18 protein-coding genes, 1 tRNA gene and 4 pseudogenes are annotated in these 23,055 nt (G+C 68.3%); 6 read left to right on the top strand and 17 right to left on the bottom strand.

Features of this window, described 5'->3' with window-relative positions; translation table 11 throughout:
* Together O159_RS04010 and O159_RS04005 are read left to right on the top strand one after the other, a co-directional pair.
* Positions 1-819 (top strand): CDP-alcohol phosphatidyltransferase family protein, encoded by an 819-nt coding sequence (locus O159_RS04010; protein ID WP_021754473.1) that lies wholly within the window; start codon positions 1-3, stop codon positions 817-819.
* Positions 812-1,693, top strand: a complete 882-nt coding sequence (locus O159_RS04005) for a glycosyltransferase family 2 protein (RefSeq protein WP_021754472.1) — start codon at positions 812-814, stop codon at positions 1,691-1,693. Before O159_RS04010 ends, O159_RS04005 begins: the two co-directional genes overlap by 8 nt.
* Here O159_RS04005 and O159_RS04000 read toward each other — a convergent pair.
* From O159_RS04000 to O159_RS16730, 8 genes and pseudogenes are all read right to left on the bottom strand, one after another.
* A pseudogene (locus O159_RS04000) lies at positions 1,690-2,469 on the bottom strand (carbon-nitrogen hydrolase family protein); the annotation flags it as partial. The gene O159_RS04005 and the pseudogene O159_RS04000 sit on opposite strands and share 4 nt — an antisense overlap.
* Before the next feature lie 23 nt (positions 2,470-2,492).
* Entirely contained in the window at positions 2,493-2,969 is a 477-nt protein-coding gene (locus O159_RS15600; protein WP_236609561.1) for a sensor histidine kinase, read from the bottom strand.
* Positions 2,970-3,072: 103 nt separating this feature from the next.
* A pseudogene (locus O159_RS15595) lies at positions 3,073-3,756 on the bottom strand (histidine kinase dimerization/phospho-acceptor domain-containing protein); the annotation flags it as partial.
* Positions 3,757-4,265: 509 nt separating this feature from the next.
* Entirely contained in the window at positions 4,266-4,658 is a 393-nt protein-coding gene (locus tag O159_RS03990) for a response regulator (RefSeq protein ID WP_021754470.1), read from the bottom strand.
* Positions 4,655-4,810, bottom strand: coding sequence for a hypothetical protein (locus O159_RS14915; protein ID WP_169725657.1), 156 nt, complete (start codon positions 4,808-4,810; stop codon positions 4,655-4,657). Before O159_RS14915 ends, O159_RS03990 begins: the two co-directional genes overlap by 4 nt.
* Entirely contained in the window at positions 4,807-5,550 is a 744-nt protein-coding gene (locus O159_RS03985) for a PHP domain-containing protein (protein WP_043993494.1), read from the bottom strand. The genes O159_RS14915 and O159_RS03985 overlap by 4 nt, the downstream gene beginning before the upstream one ends.
* Positions 5,547-6,525, bottom strand: a pseudogene (locus tag O159_RS03980) (ATP-grasp domain-containing protein). The gene O159_RS03985 and the pseudogene O159_RS03980 overlap by 4 nt, the downstream one beginning before the upstream one ends.
* A pseudogene (locus O159_RS16730) lies at positions 6,522-7,583 on the bottom strand (response regulator). The pseudogenes O159_RS03980 and O159_RS16730 overlap by 4 nt, the downstream one beginning before the upstream one ends.
* 126 nt (positions 7,584-7,709) lie before the next feature.
* On the opposite strand from O159_RS16730, the gene O159_RS03970 reads away from it, so the two are divergent.
* Positions 7,710-7,786 (top strand) — tRNA-Met (locus tag O159_RS03970).
* Positions 7,787-7,949: 163 nt separating this feature from the next.
* Here the strand turns inward: O159_RS03970 and O159_RS03965 are convergent.
* Positions 7,950-10,856: a UPF0182 family membrane protein gene (locus O159_RS03965; protein ID WP_201766232.1), complete on the bottom strand. Its 2,907-nt coding sequence runs from the start codon at positions 10,854-10,856 to the stop codon at positions 7,950-7,952.
* Positions 10,857-10,965: 109 nt separating this feature from the next.
* Positions 10,966-12,129, bottom strand: coding sequence for a YlbL family protein (locus O159_RS03960; protein ID WP_021754466.1), 1,164 nt, complete (start codon positions 12,127-12,129; stop codon positions 10,966-10,968).
* Between the two features lie 163 nt (positions 12,130-12,292).
* Between O159_RS03960 and O159_RS03955 the strand changes: the two genes are divergently transcribed.
* Entirely contained in the window at positions 12,293-13,636 is a 1,344-nt protein-coding gene (locus tag O159_RS03955; protein WP_021754465.1) for a zinc-dependent metalloprotease, read from the top strand.
* 679 nt (positions 13,637-14,315) lie between these two features.
* Here O159_RS03955 and O159_RS03950 read toward each other — a convergent pair.
* Positions 14,316-16,028, bottom strand: coding sequence for an ATP-dependent helicase (locus tag O159_RS03950; RefSeq protein ID WP_021754464.1), 1,713 nt, complete (start codon positions 16,026-16,028; stop codon positions 14,316-14,318).
* A complete protein-coding gene (gene nudC / locus O159_RS03945; RefSeq protein WP_021754463.1) occupies positions 16,025-17,044 on the bottom strand; it encodes an NAD(+) diphosphatase in 1,020 nt (339 codons plus the stop codon). Before nudC ends, O159_RS03950 begins: the two co-directional genes overlap by 4 nt.
* Positions 17,045-17,105: 61 nt before the next feature.
* Between nudC and O159_RS03940 the strand changes: the two genes are divergently transcribed.
* Positions 17,106-18,155, top strand: a complete 1,050-nt coding sequence (locus tag O159_RS03940; protein WP_021754462.1) for a phosphotransferase — start codon at positions 17,106-17,108, stop codon at positions 18,153-18,155.
* Between the two features lie 240 nt (positions 18,156-18,395).
* Here O159_RS03940 and O159_RS03935 read toward each other — a convergent pair whose 3' ends face one another.
* Positions 18,396-18,698 carry a winged helix-turn-helix transcriptional regulator gene (locus O159_RS03935; RefSeq protein ID WP_330216838.1) on the bottom strand — a complete coding sequence of 101 codons (303 nt, stop codon included), beginning with the start codon at positions 18,696-18,698 and terminating at the stop codon, positions 18,396-18,398.
* A 170-nt stretch (positions 18,699-18,868) separates the two neighbouring features.
* Between O159_RS03935 and O159_RS03930 the strand changes: the two genes are divergently transcribed.
* Complete coding sequence (locus O159_RS03930) at positions 18,869-19,249, top strand: nuclear transport factor 2 family protein (protein ID WP_021754460.1); 381 nt, start codon at positions 18,869-18,871, stop codon at positions 19,247-19,249.
* Between the two features lie 672 nt (positions 19,250-19,921).
* On the opposite strand, the gene O159_RS13145 is transcribed toward O159_RS03930, so the two are convergent.
* Genes O159_RS13145 through O159_RS16200 form a run of 4 tightly spaced genes read right to left on the bottom strand, consistent with a single transcriptional unit; the run spans position 19,922 to position 22,872 of the window.
* Positions 19,922-20,725 carry an RHS repeat domain-containing protein gene (locus O159_RS13145; RefSeq protein WP_052323463.1) on the bottom strand — a complete coding sequence of 268 codons (804 nt, stop codon included), beginning with the start codon at positions 20,723-20,725 and terminating at the stop codon, positions 19,922-19,924.
* On the bottom strand, positions 20,704-21,669 hold the full coding sequence (locus O159_RS13140) for an RHS repeat protein (RefSeq protein ID WP_169725656.1): 966 nt from the start codon (positions 21,667-21,669) through the stop codon (positions 20,704-20,706). Before O159_RS13140 ends, O159_RS13145 begins: the two co-directional genes overlap by 22 nt.
* The gene (locus tag O159_RS16205) at positions 21,582-21,863 is read right to left on the bottom strand and encodes a hypothetical protein (RefSeq protein ID WP_269078371.1); all 282 of its coding nucleotides are present in this window, start codon (positions 21,861-21,863) and stop codon (positions 21,582-21,584) included. The genes O159_RS13140 and O159_RS16205 overlap by 88 nt, the downstream gene beginning before the upstream one ends.
* 49 nt (positions 21,864-21,912) lie before the next feature.
* Positions 21,913-22,872, bottom strand: coding sequence for a DUF6531 domain-containing protein (locus O159_RS16200; RefSeq protein WP_052323459.1), 960 nt, complete (start codon positions 22,870-22,872; stop codon positions 21,913-21,915).
* Positions 22,873-23,055: the final 183 nt, after the last annotated feature.

Genomic DNA, 23,055 nt, shown 5'->3' with positions numbered 1-23,055 from the left:
ATGTCAGCACCCGGTTCCGGCGCGCGACCCGCACGGCCGTCTTCGATCGCCCAGCTCCGGGCGGTCGCCCAGCCGCCCGAGGTCCGCGGCCGCCGCAACGCCGAACACTGGACGGCCTCCCTCTATCTGCGCACCCTCTCGCCCTACCTGACCTGGTTGCTGCTGAGAACGTCGATCTCGGCCAACGGCGTGACCGGCCTGATGATCCTCACCGGCTGGGCGACCGCCGTGAGCCTGCTCGTCCCGGGCATCGGCGGCGCCGCCCTCGCCCTCGTGCTCGGCCAGGCGCAGATGCTGGTGGACTGCTGCGACGGCGAGGTGGCCCGCTGGCGCGGGACCTCCTCACCCGCGGGCATCTTCCTCGACAATGTCGGGCACTACTCCACCGAGACGCTGATCGCGATCGCTCTCGGCATCCGCGCGGCGGGCTACCCCTTCGAGACGCCCGCGGACTTCCTCTGGACAACCCTCGGCACACTGCTCGCGCTGATCGTCGTGCTGAACAAGGCGCTCAACGACATGGTGCGCGTCGCGCGCGGCGACGCCGGGCTGCCGAAACTCGCGGACACGCAGTCCGAGTACGCGCCGACACACGGCCTCATCGCCAGGCTGCGGCGGGCGGCGCGCTTCGTGCCGTTCCACCGTCTGTACCACTCGGTCGAGCTGACCATGCTCATCTTCGTGTCCGCGATCGCCGGGCTCGTCATCGGGCCGGTGCTGGCGGACCGCATCCTCCTCTGCGCCCTGGTTCCGCTCGCCCTGCTCGCACTGATCGGGCACTTCGTGACGATCATGGCGTCGAAGCGGGTCCGTGGCTGACCCGGCGATCGCCGTCGTGGTGCTCACACAGGGCACGCGGCCGGTGGAGCTGCGCCGCGGCGTCGAGTCCGTCCTGGCGCAGTCCGGCGTGTGTACGGATATCGTCGTGGTCGGGAACGGCTGGGACCCGGCGACCGCGGAGCCCGCGCTGCCCGCGGGCGTCAAGACCCTCGCGGTGCCGGAGAACCTGGGCATCCCGGCCGGACGGAACCGCGGCGTCCCGCTGGTCGAGGGCGAGACGCTGTTCTTCCTGGACGACGACGCCGCCCTCCCGGAGCCGACATTCCTCGCCGACGGAGTCGCCCTCATCCGGGCCGACCCGGGCATCGGGATGCTCCAGCCACGGCTGCGAGACCCGGACGGCAAGCCCGCTCCACGCCGCTGGATCCCGCGCATCCGGAAGGGCGACGCCTCGCAGTCCGGAAACGTGTTCTCCATCCTGGAAGCGGCCGTGCTGCTCCCCCGGACGGTCTTCGACGCCGCCGGTGGCTGGGCCGACCCGTTCTTCTACGCCCACGAGGGCATCGATCTGGCGTGGAAGGTCTGGGATCAGGGCAAGCGGGTCTGGTACACCGGCGACCTGGTGGCCGAGCACCCCGCTGTCTCCCCCACTCGGCACTCGTACTACTACCGGCTCAACGCGCGCAATCGTGTCTGGCTCGCACGGCGGAACCTGCCCGCCGTGCTCGTACCGCTGTACATCGGCTCGTGGACCGGCATCCAGCTGCTGCGCTGGTTCCGCAAACCGGCTGTCCTCCGCGCCTGGTTCGGCGGCTGGGCGGAGGGCTGGCGTGCCGATCCCGGCGAGCGGAAGCCCCTGCGCTGGCGAACGGTGTGGCGGATGACGCGCGCCGGCCGGCCGCCGATCGTCTAGCCGGCGGGCTCGACCCGGTAGCGCCGCAGTCCCAGCGCAGGGTTCCTCTCGCGCACCGCTGCGAGGCGCTCGGCAGAGACGCTCGCGACGGCGACACCGGTCTCCTCGGCGATGCCCGCGATCGTGACACCCACCGGGTCCACGATCCGGCTGGCGCCGACACCGGACGGCGGGGGATGGCCCGCGGCAGCGATGTAGATCGTGTTCTCGATGGCGCGCGCGGCGAGCAGCGTGGCCCAGTGCTGCTCTTTGCGCGGACCGCGCACCCACTGGGCGGGAAGGGCGACGAGCTGCGCTCCGGCGTCCACGAGGCGGCGGGTCACTTCGGGAAATCGGAGATCGTAGCAGGTCTGCATCCCGACCCGGAGACCGTCGACGTCGAACGTCTCCGGCCAGGCGAGGTCTCCCGGGATCGCCCGCTCGGACTCGCGAGAGCCGAACGCGTCGTAGAGGTGCTGTTTGCGGTACACTGCCACCGTCGCCCCCGACGGATCGACGGCGACGAGCGTGTTGGAGAACTTGTGACGCTCCCCCATCCGCTCGACCAGGCCGGCGATGGCGAACACCCTGTGCCGACGGGCCGCATCCGCGAGCGAACGGACGAAATCGCCATCGAGCGGTTCGGCGTTGTCGGCGAAAGAGACACCGAGCGGGTCTGCGAAGTACGAGGAGTACTCGGGGAAGACGACGAGCCGCGCTCCTCGTTCCACCGCGTCGGCGAGCAGCGCCGCGACGGTTCCCCGGTTGTGAGCGCGGTCGTCGCTGGGGGCGAACTGGACGACGGCGACCCCGGCACCGCTCACGTGGCCGCCTGGACCTCGGGAGCCACCTGCTCCGCCGGCGCGGGCTTCCCCGCGGGCAGGTGCAGGCTGATCGAGGTGCCGACGCCCTCTTCGCTCTGGATGTCGAGACGACCGCCGTGCGCCGTCACGATCACCTTCGTGATCGTGAGCCCGAGGCCCACCCCTGGAACCGCGTTGCGTGTCGCCGTCGACGCACGGAAGAAGCGCTGCGAGAGGCTGCTCAGCTCCACGGCCGGGATGCCGATGCCGGTGTCGGTGACGGTGATCACCACCTCCTCCGTCCCCCGCAGGGTGACGGTGACCGTCCCACCGGCCGGAGTGAACTTGAGCGCGTTCGAGACGAGATTGTCCACAGCCTGCCCCAGACGGACCGTGTCGCCGAGAACCTCGACGGGATGCTCGGGCACTTCGCTGACGAGCTCCACCTTCGCGTTCGCCGCGACCGGTCCGGCGGACTCCACCGAGGCCGCCATGACGGCCGAGAGCTCGGCCTCCTTGAAGCTGATGGGGGAAGTGGCCGGACTCGACCTGCGCCGTGAACAACAGATCCCCCACGAGCCGCAGCAGCCGGTGCGCGTTGCGCTCGGCGACGCTCAGGTATTGCAGCTGCTTGTCCGACAGCGGCGCCTCGTCGTCGTCGCGCATCAGCTCCATATAGCCCAGGATGCTGCTGAGCGGCGTCCGCAATTCATGCGAGATGAGACCGACGAACTCGTCTTTCAGCCGCGCGAACTCACGGGCCTGCGTCATATCCGTCGCCACGAAGATGAAGCCGACGCGGTGGCCGTTCTCGTCCAGGCGTGGCGTGGCCGCGACCTGCACCGGCACATGCTTGCCGTCGGCGCGCACGTACGTCCAGTCGCGGATATCGGCGTAGCCCGCACGGACCGCGTCGATGAGGGCCGAGAAGTCATCGACGCTGGGGACCGTTATGAACTGTGCGTCCATATCGCGCAGCCGGTTTTCGAGCTCGCTGGCGAGGTGGAACTCGATGACGTGGCGGCGTCCCGCGATGACCTGCTTCTCGGTGAGGCCGAGCATCTTCTCGGCGCCGGGGTTCCACACATCGATGAGCCCGTTGAGATCCGAGCCGATGACAGATTGCTCGGTGACGGCGTTCCAGACGCTCTGGATGAGCCGATTGGCCGTCTTGAGCCGCGCTTCGTTGAGCACCAGCTCGTCCTGCGCCTTGACCGCCCGGGCGAGGGTGGCCTCCTGCTCGACAGCGGCCGTCCGCGCCGCCGCCAGATGGACCCGCATCCGGTGCGCCACTTCGTTGACGACGAGTGCCACGATCGCGTAGATGAACGGGGAGAAGACGAGGCGCACGATGTCCCCGTCGTTCGTCGGGATATCACCGACCACCAGCGGCGCCAGCAACACCAGGAAAGTGCCGGCTCCGGCGTACAGGATGTTGATCCGGCCCGCTTCCGTCGCGATCCAGACGAACGGCAGCAGCGTCAGCACGACGAACGGCGACACCGAAGCGTCTGTCGCAAGCCGCAGCGAACCGACCGCGAACATCGAGATGATCGGGACGATGACCACCCAGCGGGTGTCCATCCGGTTCCACGGCAGCATCGCAGCGAGAACCGTCGCCAGCACGATGAGCCCGATCGCGAGGAAGAAGTACAGCGGCAGCACCGCGGTGACCACTTTGGGGAGGAAGGACAGCATGACCGCCAGGGCGAACCCGATGAGTGTCGGCAGCTGCTTCATCAGCGGCGAAGGGGAGTCGATGGGTATCCGGCTCAGCAAGCGTTCGAAGGTCATGCCGGCTCTCCGATCGCCAGCATCTCGCGGATGCGCTGCGAGAGCAACCTCGGGCTGAAAGGCTTGATGATGAAGCTGTCCGAGCGATCGGCGACGACACCGTGATCGGTCAGGAGCTGCACGGAGGCCGACACCATGAGGATGAGCGTGCTGCGCATCCCCGTGTCGCCGCGGATCGCCCCCGCGACTTCGACTCCGTTGAGCCCGGGCATCGAGATGTCGAGGACAGCCAGGTCGATGTCGCCGGTGCGGACCGCGGCGAGGGCCGCCAGCCCGTTGTCGACGGCGGCGACGATCTCGACGCCGGCGCGGCCCGCGGCGATCATCATCAGGGTGCGGATATCGTCGTCGTCATCCGCGATGACGACGCGTTTCAGAGGCTCGCTCACGAGAAGAACACCACCCGCACGACGATGATCGCCGCGAGGACGGCGAAGGCCATCAGCGCATACAGCGACAGGCGACGCTCCCAGCGCCGGTCCGCGTCGATCTCACGCTGGATAATCGCGCTCTGTCTGCGATTCGGTTCGACAGGACTCATTGGTCTCCCTTCGGCCGCCGGATCACGGCGGCCGCATCGAGGATGGCGCTCACGCGCTCATACCGGCCGACGTCGCCGGCCTGGTGGCTATCGGTGGAGGCGACGATACGCGCTCCGGCGCTCTGGAGCGCAGCGACGGCAGCGGGTCCCGGGCAGTCCCACTTCTCGTTGACCTCGACGATCGTGCCGGTCGCGGTCGCGGCGGAGGCCCAGGCGAGCAGCCGGTCGTCGCCGAGCTGCTCCTCGCTGAGACCCACCTTGGGCAGGATCGAGAACCAGTGCGCGAGCTGCGCGTTCGGCGTGCGCTCCATCGCCCGGATGCTGGCGGTCACCAGCAGGTCGAGCGCGTCGTCCGCGGAGAGTCCGGCGGCGAGCCGGGCGCGCGTCGCCTCTGGCGACCAGGGCCCGTCGGTTCCGGGGAACTGGTGGTCGCCGATGACCACGGCGCCGACGCCGCCCGCTCCGACGACGAGACCGGCCGGGGCGTCGACCGCCCCGGACACATCCAGCAGCTTCGCCTCGACACCGGTGAGGACGGTGAGCCCTTCCGGCACGGACTCCGCGGCCACCGCCGCGAGGAACTCGGGCACCCAGGTCGTCGACGCCCGGACGTGATCGGTCAACCGCAGCAGCTCCAGGCCGGCCGCGTGCGCCGCGGCGATGTTCTCCGTGAGGGTGCTCCGCGCGTCGTCCGAAAAAGTGGAGTGGACGTGGAAGTCGCCACGCAGCAGAGCTGTCATTCGCCGGGACCTTCCGAGTGCGCGGCGTTCTCGGAGACGAGCACCTCCGCCCGGGTCCAGGAAGACGTCTTCGAGGAAGCGCACATTGGCGAGCTCCGCGAAATCCACCGCCGACGGCACGGGACGGCCGAGGACGAGGTCCAGCAGCAGAGCCGGCATATCGACCCCCGCGGCGATGGTCAGCGGCATCGCCCCCGGGAAGCGCGGGTTGACCTCCAGCAGAGCTGGGACCCCGTCCACGCTGTAGCGCAACTGGACGTTCGCGACGCCGGTCAGGCCGATGGCGCGCGGGCGACGGCAGCGGCCGTCTCCTCCAGCTCCGCACGGCGCAGCGTCCGGCCGGCGATGGACACGCCGGAGTCGACCCGCTCGCGCGAGCGGGGAACGGCGGCGATGATCGAACCGTCGAGACCGGCCAGCACATCCACCGAGAACTCCTCGCCGGGCAGGTTCTCCTGGATCAGGATGCTGTCATCGTCGTCCAGCGCCTCCAGCTGCGCACGATCGGCGATCAGGCGCACCCCGCGCGAGCCGGCGCCGCTGCGCGGTTTGACGATGACCGGGAAGGTCCAGTCCTTGCCCTTCCCAGCGCGGTTCAGCAGCCGGGTGAGCGGGATGCGGGCCCGGCCATCGACGGTCGCCGCCAGCCGGTGCTTGTCGAGGCAGGTGACGAGGGTCTCGTGGCTCGGCGCGGCGCGCGGCGAGACCCGGCAGCTCGACATCGACGGTCGAGAAGAGGACGTCGACGAGGTCGTCGCGGCACATCCCGATCACCTCGTCCACGAACGATTCGGAGCGGCCGGCGGGCACGATGCGGCGATCGCCGCTGGGAACCAGGTACAGCCCGCTGGCCCAGCCGTCCATATCGGCGGCGAGGACCTCGACGTCGTCTCGCTTCAGCAGCGAGCGGATCACCGCGATCCCCGCGGGGCCTCCGGCTCCGGTCACAAGCACGCGGGTCCGGGGGGCTGTCATTCGTGGGTCCTCCTGAGTCGGGTGCCAGTCTGCGTCGCGGATGCGGGCACGGAGATGTCCGCGGTGTCACGCATCACTTCCAGGGGCTCGCAGCTCGTGCCACCGCCGAAGCGCGACCAGTAGCGGGCCGTCGCGAGCACGAAGTCGGGTTCGAGGTAGGCACGCAAGTCGGTCTGCGAACGGAAGCAGTCGATGAGCCGCAGCTTGGTCTCGGTGAAGTCGTCGATCGGGACGAACCGGGTGGGCCGGAAGTCGATCGTCGCAGAGGGACTCTGGTAGCAGCACACCGTGCGCACCGAGCGGGTGGCCACGTTCGTCGCGGCATGCACGGCGCGATGGTCCTGATGGCGGTCGTGGTCGGAATGTGTGTAGACGATGTCCGGCTGCACCTCGTTCACCACCCGCTCGATGATGCTCACCGTCGGATCGGCGGCCGAGATCTGCGTGTCCTCGAGGTCTTCGAGGAAGAGACGCGCGCCGAGCAGCTCCGCGGCCGCGAGGGATTCGTGCTGACGGTCGTCGGCGTCGCCGCCGCGCGCACCACGCGAGAGGGTGAGCATGACGACCTAGTTGCCTGCCTCCCGGTGCGCGGCCAGGAGACCGCCGATGCCGATCTCGATATCGTCGGGATGCGCGCCGATCGCGAGGACGACCTGCTGGTTCTGCGCCGAGCGGTTCGCCCGGCCCTCCTCGGCGAGCCGCCGCACGATCGACACCAGCTCGGTGGAGTTGATGGACTTGGTGAGGAACTCGTCGGCCTGGGAGCGCAGCGCCGAGACCGCGTAATCGACCGAGACATGCGCCGTCATGATGACGACCGGCATCCCGGGCTGGGTCGCGCGCAGTTCGCGCAGCAGTTCCAGTCCGGAGATGCCCGGCATCTCGATGTCCGTCAGAACGAGATCCGGATCGAACGCCGCGATGGCCTCCAGCGCAACGGATGGATCGGTGATCGCCTCCACGTGAGCGTCCGCACGTTTCTCGAGCACGGTCTTCACGTAGAAGGCGACATCCGGATCGTCCTCGATCACACAAACACGTGTACTTCTCAAAGGCATTCGCCACCCGCATCCCTTTCTCGCGATGAGCCTACTGGGACGAGCGTTCTACCGATACAGAGACGCGCCCGGGCTGTGACCCCGATTTCGAGGGTCACGGGAGCCGTGCTAGAGTCGTTCTTGTGACGCGGGGTGGAGCAGCTCGGTAGCTCGCTGGGCTCATAACCCAGAGGTCGCAGGTTCAAATCCTGCCCCCGCAACCAAAAACAGCCCCTGATCTGTACCCGCAGATCAGGGGCTTTTGTCTTCCCCTCGCCCTCTGCCCTCGCCCCCCAGCCATCGATTCCTCACTTCTTCCGGGCGGACAACGGCGTGTCGGCGGAAGAAGTGAGGAATCGATGGCTGGGGTGGAAGGCCAGCGCGGGGTTATTTTTCGGAGGCGGCGATGGCGGCTTGGAGGGCCTGCTGCAAGCGGGAGTCCGCCGCGCCGTAGGCGGCCCAATCGCCCGCCTTCAGTGCCGCTTCCCGGTCGGCGAGCGCCTGCTTGGCCTGCTGAAGCGCCTTTTGCAGGGCGGCGTTGCTCTGCGTCCCCGAGGAACCCGAGCCACCGCCACTGGAGCCAGCCTCGCCACTCGATCCGCCGCCGGGCGTGGTCGGGACATTGTTGTCGCCGGCCGTCGCGCCGGAGTCGCCGCCGAACAGCGAGTCGAGCGCCTGGTCGAGTGTGTCCTCGAACGCGATCTTGTCGCCGAAGGCGACGAGCACCTTCTGCAGGATCGGATAGCTGGTCTCACCGGTCGATTTGACGTAGACCGGCTGCACATACAGCAGGCCGCCTCCCACCGGCAGCGTCAGGAGGTTGCCGTTGGTCACATCCGTCTTGCCCTGTCTCAGTAGGTTGAGCTCCTGAGACACGGTCGGATCGGAGTTGAAGTTGTTCTGCACCTGCCCAGACCCCGGGATGGTGTCGCTGGAGGGGAGCGACAGGAGTCTGAGCTTGCCGTAGCCGGGGGCCACTTCGCCCTTGGTCGAGCCTGCGTCCGCGTCCACCGCCAGATAGCCCTTCAGGATCGAACGGCTGGAGTCGCTCGCGGCCTGCGGGATGAACGTGGTGTAGAGCGAGAACGTCGGCGCTTTCTGTCCCGGCATCTGCATCGTCAGGTAGTACGGCGGTTGCAGTGTCGGGTCCGTCGGCGACGAAGTGGGGTCGTTCGGCGGCGTCCAGGCGTCGTCGCGTGAGTAGAAGGAACCGGCGTCGGTGACGTGGTACTGGCCGAGGACCGAGCGCTGCACCTTGAACAGATCCGACGGGTAGCGCACATGCTGAAGCAGCTGGGCGCTCATCGCGCTGATCGGCTTGATGGTCGACGGGAAGATCTTCTGCCAGGTCTTCAGCACCGGGTCCTTGTCGTCCCAGGCGTAAAGCGTCACGGAGCCGTCGTAAGCGTCCACGGTCGCCTTCACCGAGTTGCGGATGTAGTTGATGTCGTCGAAGGCATAGGCCGACTTCGGCGTCTCGGTGTCTGCGATGGCGTCGCTGAGGCTGCCGACATGCGAATAGGGGAACTGGTTGCTCGTGGTGTACCCGTCGACGACCCATTTGATGCGGCCGTCGATGACGGCGGGGTAGGCCTGCGAGTCCGTCGTCAGGTAGGGAGCCGCCTTCTGCACACGCTTGATCGGGTCGCGGTCGTAGAGGATCTGCGAGTCGTCGTTGACCGCGGTGGAGAGGACGATCTGCTCGTCCTGGAACTTCAGCGCATAGACCAGACGGTTGAAGATGTTGTCGAGCTTCGGACCGCCGTCGCCGCTGAAAGTGGTGTATGTCTGCTGGGCGTCGTTGTCGCCACCAGGGTAGTCGAGCTCGATGGATTTGGCGCCCTTCGGCGCTCCCACGATGGAGTAGGTCGGCGACTGCTGGCCGAAGTAGACCCGCGGCTCGTACGTGCCGAGCGTGCCCTGGGTCGGGATGCCGTACTCCATGAACACCGGCTGGCCGTCGCTGGAGCGCTGGTTGCCGTATGCGGCGACCATCCCGTAGCCGTGGGTGTAGACGACCGTGTCGTTGTACCAGCTGCGGCTGGTGAGGCCCGACTGGTTGAGCTCGCGCACCGAGACCACGGCGTCCTGCTGGCTGCCGTTGAGGGTGTACCGGTCGACATTGAGGTTCCGCGGGAACGAGTAGTACTGGCGGAACTGCTGCAACTGCTGGAACGACGGGCTGATCACGGCCGGGTCCATGATCCGGATCTGCGCGGTGGTCTGCGCGTCCTGCCGCAGAGCGCCCGCTTCGGCGTTCGTCGTGGCGTTGTACGGAACGACGTCGATATCGCTCAGGCCGTAGGCGTCCCGGGTGGCTTCGATCGAGTCCTGGATATAGGGCGTCTCGAGTGTCTTCTGGCTCGGCTCCACCTGGAAGCGCTGGATCGCCCACGGATAGATCGCTCCGATGACGAGAGCGGCCACGATGAGCAGCGCGGTTCCGACGACCGGGAACCGCCAGCGGCCGGTGAACGCGGTGAGAGCGAAGAGGAGGGCCACGAACACGGCGGCGACGGCCAGCACGGCCTGGCCCGGGATCGTCGCGCTCACATCGGTGTAGGCCGCACCGTTGATCATATTGTTGACGTTGGCATCGGTCACGGTGGCATAGCGGTCCAGCCAGATGCTCACACCCTGGAGCAGCAGGTAGACGGCGGCGATGACCGAGATCTGCACCCGGGCCGTCCGGGAGATGCGCACCTCGCGGCCGCTGACCCGGATCGAGCCGTACAGATAGCAGGTCGCGAGCGTGGCGAGCAGCGAGATGAGGACGACCGCCGAGGCGAAGCCGACCGCACTGCGGTAGAACGGCAGCGCGAACAGGTAGAAGCCGATGTCGAGGTGGAAGAGCAGGTCCGTCTTGCCGTACGGCGTGCCGTTGATCCACATCGCGGCCGTCTGCCAGCGGCTGGCCGCCGAGACACCCGCGAAGATCCCGAAAACGATCGGGATGCCGTACATCGCGAGCCGCCGCAGCGGCTCGATCACCTGCTGGTAACGGTCCAGCTGGCTGTTCAGCTTCGCGTAGACGGGGCGCAGCCGGTACGCCAGCTGGATGACGAGCCAGAGCGGCAGGGCCATCCCCAGGAACCCGATGAAGAACATCGCGATGGCCGCGAACCACTGCGTCGTCAGCACGCTGAGGAAGCCGAGCTGCTGGTACCAGAGGATGTCGGCGTACAGCCCGGCGAAGATGAAGAACAGGATCACCAGCGCCACGATCACCCCGAGAGTGGTCCAGACGGCCGCCCGACGGCGTCCTGGGGGTCGAACTGCAGCTGCTGACGTCACCTATGGGCCCTCTTGCTCTCGCCTGACATGGATCGGGATCCATCCTAGGCGAGCGTCGCTGAGAAAACCTCCCTCCACCGCGCCCGGGAACCTGACGGTCCGGGAAGGCTCAGGAGGCCGGGCAGCGTGGCAGGCCGTCGGTGCTCGTCCCCGCGCTCACGGCCTTCAGCACCTTCAGCGAGTCGGCGAGCGTCGTGACCGCGAACACCTGGAGACCGGAGGGGATGTGACCGGTCACCTCAGCGCAGTTGGACCGCGGCGCTAGGAAGTACTGGGCGCCGCCGGTGTCGCGAGCGGCGTACATCTTCTGCCGGATGCCGCCGATGGGGCCGATCGTTCCCACATTGTCGATCGTCCCGGTGCCGGCGATCTTCCTGCCGCCGGTGAGCTCCTCCGGCGTCAGCTTGTCGATGATGCCGAGCGCGAACATCTGGCCGGCGCTCGGGCCGCCCACATCGTCCAGCTGGATCTTCACCTCGAACGGGAAGGTGTAGTCCATGCCCGCACCGATCCCGAGCACGGCACGGCCCCCGCTCTCCACAGGGGTCAGCTGGACGGTGCTCGCCGAGCCGTCCCGCACGATCCCGAGTTCGGCGGGCTTCGAGGTGCCGTTCTTCGCGACGAGGTCGCGAAGGCCCTGGACGCTCTCCACTGTCGCGCCGTTGACGCTCGTGATCTCATCCCCGTCCTTCAGCACGGTCGCCGCGGGTGTACCCTTGATGAGCTGTTTGACGGAGACGGCCTGGGGGAACTCGTAGCCGAGCTGAGCGAGCGCGGCGGCGACGGCATCCTGCTGCGAGTCCACCATCAACGCCGCGTTCTCGGCGTTCGACTGCTGCGTCGTGGTCCCGGGCGGGAAGACGGCGTCGATCGGCAGCACGGCGCGGCTCGGGTCGAACCACGCGCCCAGGGTGCTGAGCCAGCTCGGCCGCTCGTCAGGGTTGCCGACCACCGAGACCGTCAGCAAGTCGAGGGAGCCCGAGGTCGGGTAGGTCTTCTGCCCGGGGATGCTGATCAGCTCTTTCGCGTCCTTGGACGGTGCGGCGCCGACGCGCTGGTCGGTCCCGAGCGTGTTGAAGACGGGCCCGGGCTGCTCGATCACGAACGGAGCGGGCACGAGCGCGAGCACCAGCGTGAGGACGACGGCGAAGGCGATCGCGATCCAGCCGGCGACGACGCGGCGGGAGGGGGCGACGCGCCCGGCCGGATGGAGGTCGCCGTCTTCGCCGCTCTGCGTTCGCCCGTATGGGGCTTCGTCGTCGAGGAGAGTCACGTCCAGCTGGTCCCTTCGGTCGTGTTCGCCACAGGCGCACGCCGGGCCAGACTGGCATGGGCCGATTCTCACCCGGCTCTTGGGTGTCACGGGCTAGCGTAGAGGGCAAGCCTGGAAAGCCGTAACCAGACGGCCGGGAAAGATCGAGACGAAGGGCGCGCTCATGGGCGGGGAACCGGACAAGGACCCGGAGGACGAGTTCCGGGACATGCTGCGCGAGTTCCTCTCCGGCGAGTCCGTGATCGACCCGAGCCAGCTCGCCGGAGCCGCCGGTCTCCCGAACGATCCGGCCAGCATCCAGCAGTTGCTCGGACAGTTGCAGAACGCCCTGCAGAACCCCGGCGGCGGCGTCAACTGGGACCTCGCGACCCAGCAGGCACGCACGCTGGCGGGCCAGGGCGCCCACTCCGTCACCCCGGCGGAGCACGCGACACTCGACCAGGCCTTCCATGTCGCCGCGCTCTGGCTCGACGGGGCCACGACCGTCGCGGGGCTCCCCGGCGCCCCCGAGCTGATCGGCCGCGCGGAGTGGGCGCGCCAGACGATGCCACTGTGGACGCAGCTCGCCGAGCCCGTCGCCCTCAGCATCTCCGACGCCCTCACCCGTGTCCTGACCGAACATGCTCCCGAAGAGATGCAGGGGATGATCCAGAACGCCGGCGCCCTGATGCGCTCGGTCGGCGGCGCCCTCTTCGCGATGCAGCTCGGCCAGGCGGTCGGACAGCTCTCCAAGGAAGTCGTCTCCGGGGGCGACATAGGCATTCCGCTCCTGACGGAAGGCACGGCGGCGCTCGTCCCCCAGAACGTCGCGGAGTTCGGCGAGGGACTCGATATCCCGGCCGACCAGGTCCAGCTCTACCTCGCGGTGCGCGAGCTCGCCCACGCGCGGCTGTTCCGGCACGCCAAATGGCTGCGGCTGCAGCTCATCACGCAGATCACCGCTTTCGCCAAAGGCATCACGATCGACACCGCGCGTCTGGAATCGCTGGCGGAGAACTTCGACCCGGCGAACCCAGAAGAGCTGCGCGAGGCGATGGTCTCCGGCGCCCTGATCCCGCAGAAGAGCGAGGAGCAGCTGGAGACGCTCGGGCGTCTCGAGACGATGCTCGCGCTCATCGAGGGCTGGGTGGATGTCGTGACCGCCAGCGCGACCGGCCTCCTCCCCCGGGCCGGCGCGATCGCGGAGACGGTGCGCCGCCGCCGCGCGTCCGGTGGGCCGGCCGAGTCCGCCTTCGCGACACTCGTGGGCCTGGAGCTCCGGCCGCGCCGCCTGCGCGAGGCCGCGGCGATGTGGCGGGCGGTGACGGAAGCCGTCGGCCAGGAGGGCCGTGACGCCCTCTGGTCGCACCCGGACCTGCTCCCTGAGCCGAGCGACCTGGATGATCCTTCCCAGTTCGTCGCTCGGCTGACCGCGTTGGCGTCGGGAGAGGAACCGGAACGGGACGCGGTCGACCAGGCGATCGAGGACCTGCTGCGCGAGGACGGGGAGCGCCCCGCCGAGGGGTGACCGGGACAGCGCCACTCTCCTTGTTTGTCCGCACATTATCCTGTGGATAACCGCTGAGAAGCATCCGGCTGCTGGCAGGATGGCACTGGCACTCGACCCTCGCATCCAGCGCGTCTGGCGCTCCCCGCACGCCCTCCAGTTCGGCGTCGACGCGCCTGTGCTCGTTCTCGATCCGGTCGGGAGCGTCGAGGAGCGGATGCTCGCCGCGCTCGCGAGCGGGGTGTCGCGCGGGGTGCTCGAGGTGGTGGCCCAGACAGCGGGCGGGGCGCCGGGAGGGTGGCGTCGCCGTCCAGGAAGCCGGCCGGCCGGAGCCGCCGCGGGAAAGACCGCGCGCCGGAGCCTCGCTCGACCCCGCCACGCCCGTTGCCGCGCTCGACGGGGCCACCGCGGCCGCGCCCGAAACGCCGATCGCCACGCCCGCTCACCGCGAGGACGACGAGGTCGCCCTCGCGGTGATCGTGGCGGCTTACGCCATCGCCCCACGGCGGTATCTGCGCTGGCTGCGGCGGGACTGATCTTGGGCGCACTCGACGGGGCGTGCCCGAAGCGACACGGCCAGCACTACGATCGGGCCTCTGCGCACTGGGCCGAGGTGGAGCGGCCACCGCATCCCGAGTGCGGGTGCGTCCGGCCCGATGCGGCACGGCCGGTGCGGCCGTGGTGAGGGGATGCGGAGCGGTCACGCGCGCCGCGGCTCCGCCGCGGGCGCCGCGAGCTCCGCCAGGAAACGCGACGCCTGGCGCAGAACCGGACGTCCCGGCTGAGCGCTCCGCTGCGCCCAGCTCAGACGGAGACGCTTGCGGGCTCGGGTGATGCCGACGTAGAGGAGGCGACGCTCCTCGTCGATCTGCTCGAACGAGCTCGCGTAGCTGATGGGGACGAGACCCTCGCTGAGGCCGATGAGATAGACCGAGTCCCACTCGAGGCCCTTGGCGGCGTGCAGGGTGCCGAGAGTGACGGCGGCAAGGACCGGATCGTGCTGGCCGGCCTGACGGGCGAGAAGCTCGTCGGTGAAACGACGGAAGGAGGTGCCGGCGGGGACGTCGTCTACGAGACCCATGATCGCGTTGAGCGACTCCCAGCGGTCGCGGACGGCTCCGCGGGCCTCCGGAGGCTGCACGGACCAGCCGAGAGTGCGGAGGACATCGCTGACAGACTTGAACAACGGCTCGTCGGTGGCGGCCATGCTCGCGGCGCGCAGCGTCATGATCGCCTGACGAACCTCGGGCAGGTCGAAGAAGCGCCGGGCCCCGCGCACGGTGTAGCTGATGTCCCGGTCGCCGAGGGCCCGCTCGAGGGCGGCGGCCTGAACGTTGACGCGGTACAGGATGGCGATGCCCTCCGGGCGGGCCCCGTCGGCCAGCTCGGCCGAGACCGCCTCGGCGACAGCGCGGGCCTCGGCACGGTCGTCCTCGAACTCGGCGGCCGGGGGGACATCGTCGCCGCAGCGAGGTTCGGCGACAGCGTGCAGGGTCAGCGCCCCCGCGCGTCCGCGCATGAGGTTGTTGGCGGTGCGGATCACGGCCGGTGTCGAACGGTAGTTCTGCTCCAGCCGGACGAACGTGGCGCCCTGATGCTCACGACCGAAATCAAGGAGGTAGTCGCTGCGGGCGCCGGCGAACGAGTAGATGGTCTGGCTGGCGTCGCCGACCACGCAGAGGTCCTTGCGGGGACCGAGCCACAACCGGAGGAGCTGATGCTGAAGAGGGGAGACATCCTGATACTCGTCGACGACGAAGAAACGGTACTGCTCACGCACCTGCATGGCCACGGATGGCTCGACCTCGATCATGCCCGCGCAGACAAGGAGGACATCCTCGAAATCGACCTGTTTGCGCTCATCCTTGAGCTCTTCGTAGATCCGGTGGAGGTCCACCAGCTGTTCCGGGCGGAGCGTGCCGGGGATCGAGCGGTCGGTCAGCCGCTCCGCGTATTGGTCGATGCTGAGGCCGGTGACCTTGCGCCACTCGATCTCCGCGGCGACATCCCGGAGCATCGCCGTGTCCACGCGCGCACCGAGCTTCTCCGCGGCGTGGCCGAGGACGCGGCCCTTGCCGTCCAGAACGCTCGGAAGCTGGCCGCCGACCACCTGGGGCCAGAAGTAGTTGAGCTGCGCCAGCGCAGCGGAGTGGAAGGTCCGCGCCGCGACACCTCCGGCCCCGAGCTGGCGGAGACGCCCGCGCAGTTCGGCGGCGGCGCGGTTGGTGAAGGTGAGGGCCATCACGCGGTTGGGCGTGAACGCCCCGGACGCGACGCCGTAGGCGATGCGGTGGGTGATCGCGCGGGTCTTGCCGGTTCCTGCGCCGGCGAGGACGCAGACGGGACCGAACAGCGCTTCGGCCGCGACGCGCTGCTGATCGTCCAGGCCGGCGAGGAGCCGCTCGGGGGTCACGGGCGGACCGGCGGCTCGTCCAGAGGACCGCCATACCAGTCCTCGATCAGCGCGCGGGCGATCGAGGAGCGGCCGGGCAGGATGACCCGTTCACGTGACTCCCACAGCTGCGACCGGCTGAACCAGCGGAGGCTGAGGATCTCCTCGCCATCCGGTTCGAGGGCGGCGGCAGGCTGGTCGTCGGCGAGCCGCGCGGTCATCCCGACCATGATGGAGGCCGGGAAAGGCCAGGGCTGCGAGCCCTTGTACCGAGCGTCCACCACGCGCACACCGGCCTCCTCGAAGATCTCCCGCTCGACAGCCGCTTCGAAGGACTCGCCGGGCTCCACGAAACCGGCGAGCAGCGAGTAGCGCGAGTGCTCCCACAACGCGTTGGAGCCGAGCAGCAGACGGTCGTCGGCGTCCAGAACGGTCACGATCACGGCGGGGTCGGTGCGCGGAAAGATCTCGGACCGGTCTTCGGAGCAGCGGCGCACCCAGCCGTCCTGCTCCACGACGGTGGGCGTTCCGCAGCGCGGGCAGTGCGTGTGCGAAGCGTGCCAGCTGGCGATGGCGAGCGCCTCGGTGAAGAGCCCGGCGTCCCGGTCGCCCAGAGCCGTCGCGACAGTGCGGAGACTCCCCCAGCGTGCCTCATCGGGCTCGAGCTCGCGCGCGGCGGCATTGGTGAGCACTTCGAGGACGACCGGGGTCCCGGCGGGCTCCGAGGAAGTGCTCACCAGTGTGCGGCCGAGGTAGACGCGCAGCAGCGCGGCGGGCACGCGCTCGACCGGCAGCAGAGCGACGGCGGCGGTCCCGGCGTCCGGGACGCTCCAGCCGTCGCCCGGCGGCGTCGCGGCCGGAACGCTCTCGGGGGTGAGCAACGCGCGTCCCTGCCACAGGGCGAGCACGCGGGTCCCCGGCTCCGCCCAGAGCTCGTCGAACAGCGCCGGACGCGAGCGGGCTGTGTGGTCCCGATCCACAGCGTGCCGCGACAGCGGAAGCGCAGCGAGCGGCAGAGCGGCGGGGGCAGACGACATCGAGATCCTTTCAAGGCGTGGCGGAACTCCTCGCGCGAGGATGGCCGTTTAGCCTGGGAGCATGGCCAGATCCCCTCTCACTCTAGCCGCGCTGGCCGCCTCGGCCGTGCCCGACCTCGCCGTCTCCGGGGCCCGCCCCCACAGCGGCGACGGAGTCGGTGAGTTCGACTCCGCGCTGCTGACCGCGCGGGACGGCAGCACCCTCATCGTCCGCGTCCCGATCAGCCAGGTCGCCGAGACCGAGCAGAGCGCGGATCTGGTCGCCCTGCGCGCCCTCACCGCCGGTATCCGCAGCCGGCTGCCGTTCGACGTGCCGCGCTACCTCGGTCAGGCGCCCGTCGGAGGAACCCGCGCCATCGTCTACAACTATCTCCCGGGACACCACATCGACGTGGAGGACATCCCGCCCGGAGACGGCCTCGCCGGGTCCATCGGGCACGCGATCGCGACGATCCACGCCCTCCCCACCAGTTTCGTCGGCGAGGCCGGCCTCCCGGCCCTCACCTCCGCCGAATGTCTCGCCTCGACCGCCCAGGTCATCGAGTCGGCGACCGCGACCGGTCTGGTCCCGGCCGCGCTCCGGGACCGGTGGCGGGATGCGGTGGCCGACCACTCGGTGTGGCAGTTCCAGCCGAGCGTCATCAACGGAGCCCTCGGCGTCGAGTCCTTCCTCGTGGAGGACGACACCGTCTCGGCCGTGCTCGGCTGGTCTGCTCTCCGTGTCGGCGACCCTGCCCGCGACCTCCACTGGCTGCTCGCTCTGAACCCGGACGCCGCCGACGGCGCGCTCGGCGCGTACGCCGCCACCCGGCAGGTGGCGACCGACCGCCAGTTCACGCAGCGGGCCATGCTCTACGCGGAGCTGGAAGTCGCGCGCTGGCTCCTGCACGGCCGCGGGCTCCGCGACCAGAGCATCGTGGACGACGCGGTCCAGATGCTCGACGGCCTCGTCGACCGCGTACACAGCAACACCGCGACCCCGCTCTCGCGGGCAACCGGCCCGATCCTCGCGGTCGGCGATGTCGAGGCGCTGCTGGACCGCACGCCCGGCGACCGTTCGGGGGCGCGCAGCGACGGGATGCGGCCGGTCGCGGAGCCGGACGCGGGCTGATCCGCAGCCTGGGCACACTCGGTCTCATCGTTGATCTCACGACGGTATGCGCATCGCTGAGTGTCGCGGTCCCGGCATCATGGCGCAGCCGAATTACCGACATCGATCGCGTTGCCGAGCGGATGATGCAGCGGATCTCGATGTCTCTCCGCAGATGAGGGGAACGAACTCGCTCCAGGCGTTGTGCCCGAGCTTGCTGATCGCCGGATACTGGTCAGGCCGGCCCGGAAACACCGAAAATCAGACAGTCCCCTGCCGATCCGTCCGCTCGGCGATGATGGTGGGAGTGTTGCCCTCGACCCAGCCGACGAGTCGGACGGTGAGTTCGGCGATCTCCCGTCCCCGATGCGTCAGGCTGTACTCCACTTTCGGCGGGACGACTGGATACGCCACCCGATGCACGAGACCGTCCCGTTCCAGGACACGCAACGTCTGCGCCAGCATCTTCTCCGAGACCCCGCCCAACGCCCGGTGCAGTTCGCTGAAACGGCGCGTTCCTTCCCGCAGGGTTCCGAGGACCAGGATGCCCCATCGGCCGGTCACATGATCCAACACCTGCCGGGACGGGCACCCCGGGTCGTACACGTTGTATCGCATTTCATTCTGCGTGAGGTCGGACATCACCCTAGCTTACTGAAAAGTAGGTACTTTCTAAATAGCTAGTGATCCGGTTAACTCGATGACACACCCACTCACCTCACGAAAGCGAACTCATGACCACCACGGAAGACAACAAGCGCATCGTCACGGACTACTACCTGACCGCCTTCGCGGGCAACCCGGAGAAAGCGGTCGCCGATCATCTGGGCGACCGCTACATCCAGCACAACCCACAAGCCGAGAACGGCCCGGAAGCGTTCATCGGCTTCGTCCACTGGATGCGCGGAGAATACCCCGACACGAAAATCGAGATCAAACGAGTCATCGCCGAAGGCGACCTGGTGGTCACCCACTCCCACCTGGTCCTGGTCCCCGGCACACCCGGCAGCGCCGTCGCCGACTTCTTCCGCCTCGAAAACGGTAAAATCGTCGAACACTGGGACGTCGTTCAAGAAATCCCGGAGACCTCCGCCAACGACAACACCATGTTCTGACCTCCCCAGCCGCCGCCATTCGGCAGCAGTTCAGAGGACCTTCGACAGGAATATGTTAAGTCGCTCGGTTCGGGGATGTGAGTATCGTCGGGATGGGTCAGCCAACGTTGCGACATTGACTGATTTCTGAGGCTAGCAACACGGTGAAGAGCTCATTCGGGGTGCGGTCTCCGGGTGATGCTCGCGTGCCGGCCCATCTCGGCGGCCCGGTCCCAGACGATTGACCGCAACAGCCCGGGTGGGAGTTCCCGCACGCGAGGCCAACGCAATACCAGAACGCCGCCCCCGAGAAAAACACAAGACCCCAAATCCAGATGGCGACGCGCAGAGGGAACACGATGTGACCGCTCACGCAGCAACGAGGGCACAGAACGCAGAGACGAAAGCAACGAGAAACGCTACGGGAGACCCACGTTCAATGCTCCAAGACAGCGGAAGGGCGAGTCCAACGATCATGCAGATCAGACCAGCCAGCGCGTCCACTTTGGTTCGGGGGCGCTTGTAGAAACGAATGTCTCTCATCGATTGTGAATGACGCACACTGTCAGCGAGCCCCGCCTAGAGTTCCGCCGAGCCGATGGATGAGCCCGTGTGCAAATCTCCCCCCATCGCGAGGTTTCTTCGAGGAACCCAGTGAATGCGACGACATCTTTCATCCCGCCCCGGGCGCTCTCACCGCAGCGGTCGCCGCTCGAACACATCCGGGGAAGCGAACCACACCAGCCCCTCCTTAGCCGTCCCATCCTTCACGAACTGCTCAGCCGCCCCCACCGCAGAAGTCAGCGTCGTCGTCTCCCACCGCGCATACTCCCCCTCCACACCGTCGACGCTCACCCGCACCAACTCCTCACCCTCTCCCGGAGGAAGACGAAACACCGTCCCCGCCACCGGCGACGCCAAAAAACTCCACACACCCTCATCCTTCACATCAGGCGAGAACCACACCACCATCGCCCCCGAGGCATCCCCCACCACATCCAACCGAGCACCCCGCCGCACAGCACTCACCAGACTCCGCTTCTGCCCGTCCAACCCGCGCACCAACCCCACGAACTCTCCCAACGGCAACCGACGCACCCGCGTCCCATCCGGAACGAGAACATAGTTCACCCTGCCCGCAGGAGCCACACCCTTCCCGCCACGATCACGACGACGCTCCAAAAGATACGCAATCGTGAAACCGACACCCACGCTGTAAAGCCAATTGATGCAGAGGCCCCGCAGTACGGGGAATCCGCTACTCGACATCCAGAACGTCCGATCGACCGAGCGGCCGAGCGGATCGGTCGTGCGAGTCAGCTCACCGTGCGGACCATACTCGAACGACGTCATCGCACCGAGGGGATCGGTGACCGAGCGGAGCATCCCGCCGGCTCCGTGCTCGAAACGCCAGACTGCGCCGTCCGCGTCCTCACGAGAAGCGACGAGCCCGCGCTCTTCGTAGCGGTAGCGCGTCACCGCGCCCGACGGCGACACCGCGGCGACAGCCCCCGGCCGGCCGGATCGCGCTCGATCCGGGCCGTGCCACCGACCGCGTTGGTCGTCTCGATCAGCTCACCGTGCCCGTCATACGCCAAGGAAACGACGACACCCGTGGGATCGACGACCCGCTCGAGCAGACCGTCCCGCCAGCTCAACCGGGTGCGGCCGCCGCACGGGTCCACGATCACAGAAGGGTCACGGTCGGAATCGGCATCGTACCCGTACTCGACCACACCGCCGGAAGCCGTCACGACGGTGAGGAGCCGGTCGTGCTCGTCATAGCCATACGTGATGTCGGCCCCGTCCGGTGTCACTGTCCGCGTCTTCCGGCCCCGCTCGTCGTAGACATGCACCGTGACCGAACCATCGCGCTCGATCACCGACACGAGATTGCCGTGCCCGTCGTAGGCCATCGACTGACGCTTATCGTCCGCGTCGATCACACCCACCAAGCGACCCCTGACGTCCGCGATCCAGGTGTTCCCGTTCGCGCCGCCGGCATCCGAAACCGCCGTCACCCGGCCGGGCAGATAAGCGAACCGCACCCGACGGCCGAAAGACGTCAGTTGCTCCACCACACGACCAGTCTCGTCATAGAGGTTCTCGCACTCCACCACCCCGGCCGCCGAAACGACCCGAGAGATCAGACCAGCATCGTTCCACTCATAAGTGCGCGCGCCGACCGCGTCGGCGACACCCACCAGACGGCCCGCCTCGTCGTACCGGTAATCGACCCGGCGGCCATCGGAAGCACCGGCACAGGTGACCCGGCCTCCCGCATACACGATCTCGATCGAGCGCCCGCGCTCGTGCGCAAGCCCGACAATGCGGCCAGTCCGATCATGCCGGGTCAGGACGGCGCTCCCCGGGCCCGCACCCGTGCCGAGCCACGACCCGGAGGGCGCGAACGCCCACCAGCGTCCGCCGTTGTCACGCACGATAAGGATCTCCCCCGCAGAACCGTCCAAGCGGTCGCCGAGAACGGGGATGCGGTCGGCCGGCTCCGCCGCCAACCAGAAGCTGTCGCCACTGGCGCGACCCCACCGGACCCGCTGCGCGGGAACCGGATCTCCCGACCATCGTGCAGCACGAAGGCGGCTCCCTCGTCCCCCAGCACCAGCCGGACATCCAAGACGGACGACCAGCCCCGCCCAAAAACACCACCGGCATCGTCAAGCGAGTTAGTTATACATCCGGGAGAGCGACAGCGACGCCGACGCCCCGGCGAACAGGAGATCGCTCTCCGGCTCGATGAAGTTGCCCGTCGAGGTGTTGACAGGATCGTTCACGAACCCGGTGGTCGGCACACCACCGAACGCCTGCGCCGGATCGATCGCCAGATCATCCCGCCGAGCGTTCACCCCAGCCGCTGCCAGCGCAGCGCCGAGCGCAGCATCGGAGACCGTCGCGACACCACTGCCCGCGCCCGAGGCCTCGAACGCAGCAGCCACAATGTTCGCCCAGCGCACATCCTCCGCGTTGGCCGCGAGCCACTTCTCAAAGCCCACCACCACCGGCGCGACGTCGATGCCACCGAAGTCGCACGTGGCCATGAAGCTCCCGGCCGCGGACCGCAACCGGCTCGGCCAGTCCCGGACCGCCGCATCGAGGCCCGCGCTGCCAGAGGCGGACGCCCGCAAATCCGCCGGCCGCGTAGACGTCATCGACCCAGCGCCCGTCCCCGCCAGAGGAGACCGAGGAGCCTGCCGCACGACCTCAGCCGGAAAAACCGGAGCCGCCTTCGCCTGCTCGCGCGGCGGCGGCTCCTCACCGAAAATCTGATCCCACGTAGCGTCGACCCAATTGCGTCGACGCTGCTCGACCCTCGCCTTGTACTCCCGCGCACGCCTCCGACGCGCGTTCTCCTCCCGAGCCGCCGCAACAAGCTTCCCCATGAAGGCCGAAACCTCCCACAGGCGCACAGCCAACTCGCGGCGGTCGCCCGCCGTGCTGGCCGCATTCGCCGCGAAGAGTTCACTGTAGTAACTGCGGAAATCCGTCTCCGCCGCAGTGACATAAGACGCACGCGAACCTGTTTGCCCCTCCAGAGCGTCCGCAGCGCCATCAGCAGCCGTGACCACCCGCTGAGCCGCCTCGAAATCGAAAGCCAGATCAGGCGCACCATACATGTCCAGGCCCATTCGGGTCACTCCGCTTCCACTGAGACAAGAGATCGCCCCCGCCGTCCGGCGGGGGCGATCAAATCACTCAGCGCCGGTTCAGAACCCGCCACCAGCAGTGAAAATATCCTGCGAAATACGATCAAGCTGCGTCCGAAGCTCCTCAAGCTCCTGCCTCGCCTTATCCAACGCAGCCTTCGTCTC

The organism is Leifsonia xyli subsp. cynodontis DSM 46306 (genome assembly GCF_000470775.1).
GTDB lineage: Bacteria > Actinomycetota > Actinomycetes > Actinomycetales > Microbacteriaceae > Leifsonia > Leifsonia cynodontis.
This window is presented reverse-complemented; position numbering and strand designations above follow the sequence as displayed.

Coding starts and splice junctions, on each gene's coding strand:
- O159_RS04010 (WP_021754473.1), top strand. CDS start 1: ATGTCAGCACCCGGTTCCGGCGCGCGACCCGCACGGCCGTCTTCGATC.
- O159_RS15600 (WP_236609561.1), bottom strand. CDS start 2,969: ATGGCGGCCTCGGTGGAGTCCGCCGGACCGGTCGCGGCGAACGCGAAG.
- O159_RS14915 (WP_169725657.1), bottom strand. CDS start 4,810: ATGAGTCCTGTCGAACCGAATCGCAGACAGAGCGCGATTATCCAGCGT.
- O159_RS03985 (WP_043993494.1), bottom strand. CDS start 5,550: ATGACAGCTCTGCTGCGTGGCGACTTCCACGTCCACTCCACTTTTTCG.
- O159_RS03955 (WP_021754465.1), top strand. CDS start 12,293: ATGGGCGGGGAACCGGACAAGGACCCGGAGGACGAGTTCCGGGACATG.
- nudC (WP_021754463.1), bottom strand. CDS start 17,044: ATGTCGTCTGCCCCCGCCGCTCTGCCGCTCGCTGCGCTTCCGCTGTCG.
- O159_RS03940 (WP_021754462.1), top strand. CDS start 17,106: ATGGCCAGATCCCCTCTCACTCTAGCCGCGCTGGCCGCCTCGGCCGTG.
- O159_RS03930 (WP_021754460.1), top strand. CDS start 18,869: ATGACCACCACGGAAGACAACAAGCGCATCGTCACGGACTACTACCTG.
- O159_RS16200 (WP_052323459.1), bottom strand. CDS start 22,872: ATGGGCCTGGACATGTATGGTGCGCCTGATCTGGCTTTCGATTTCGAG.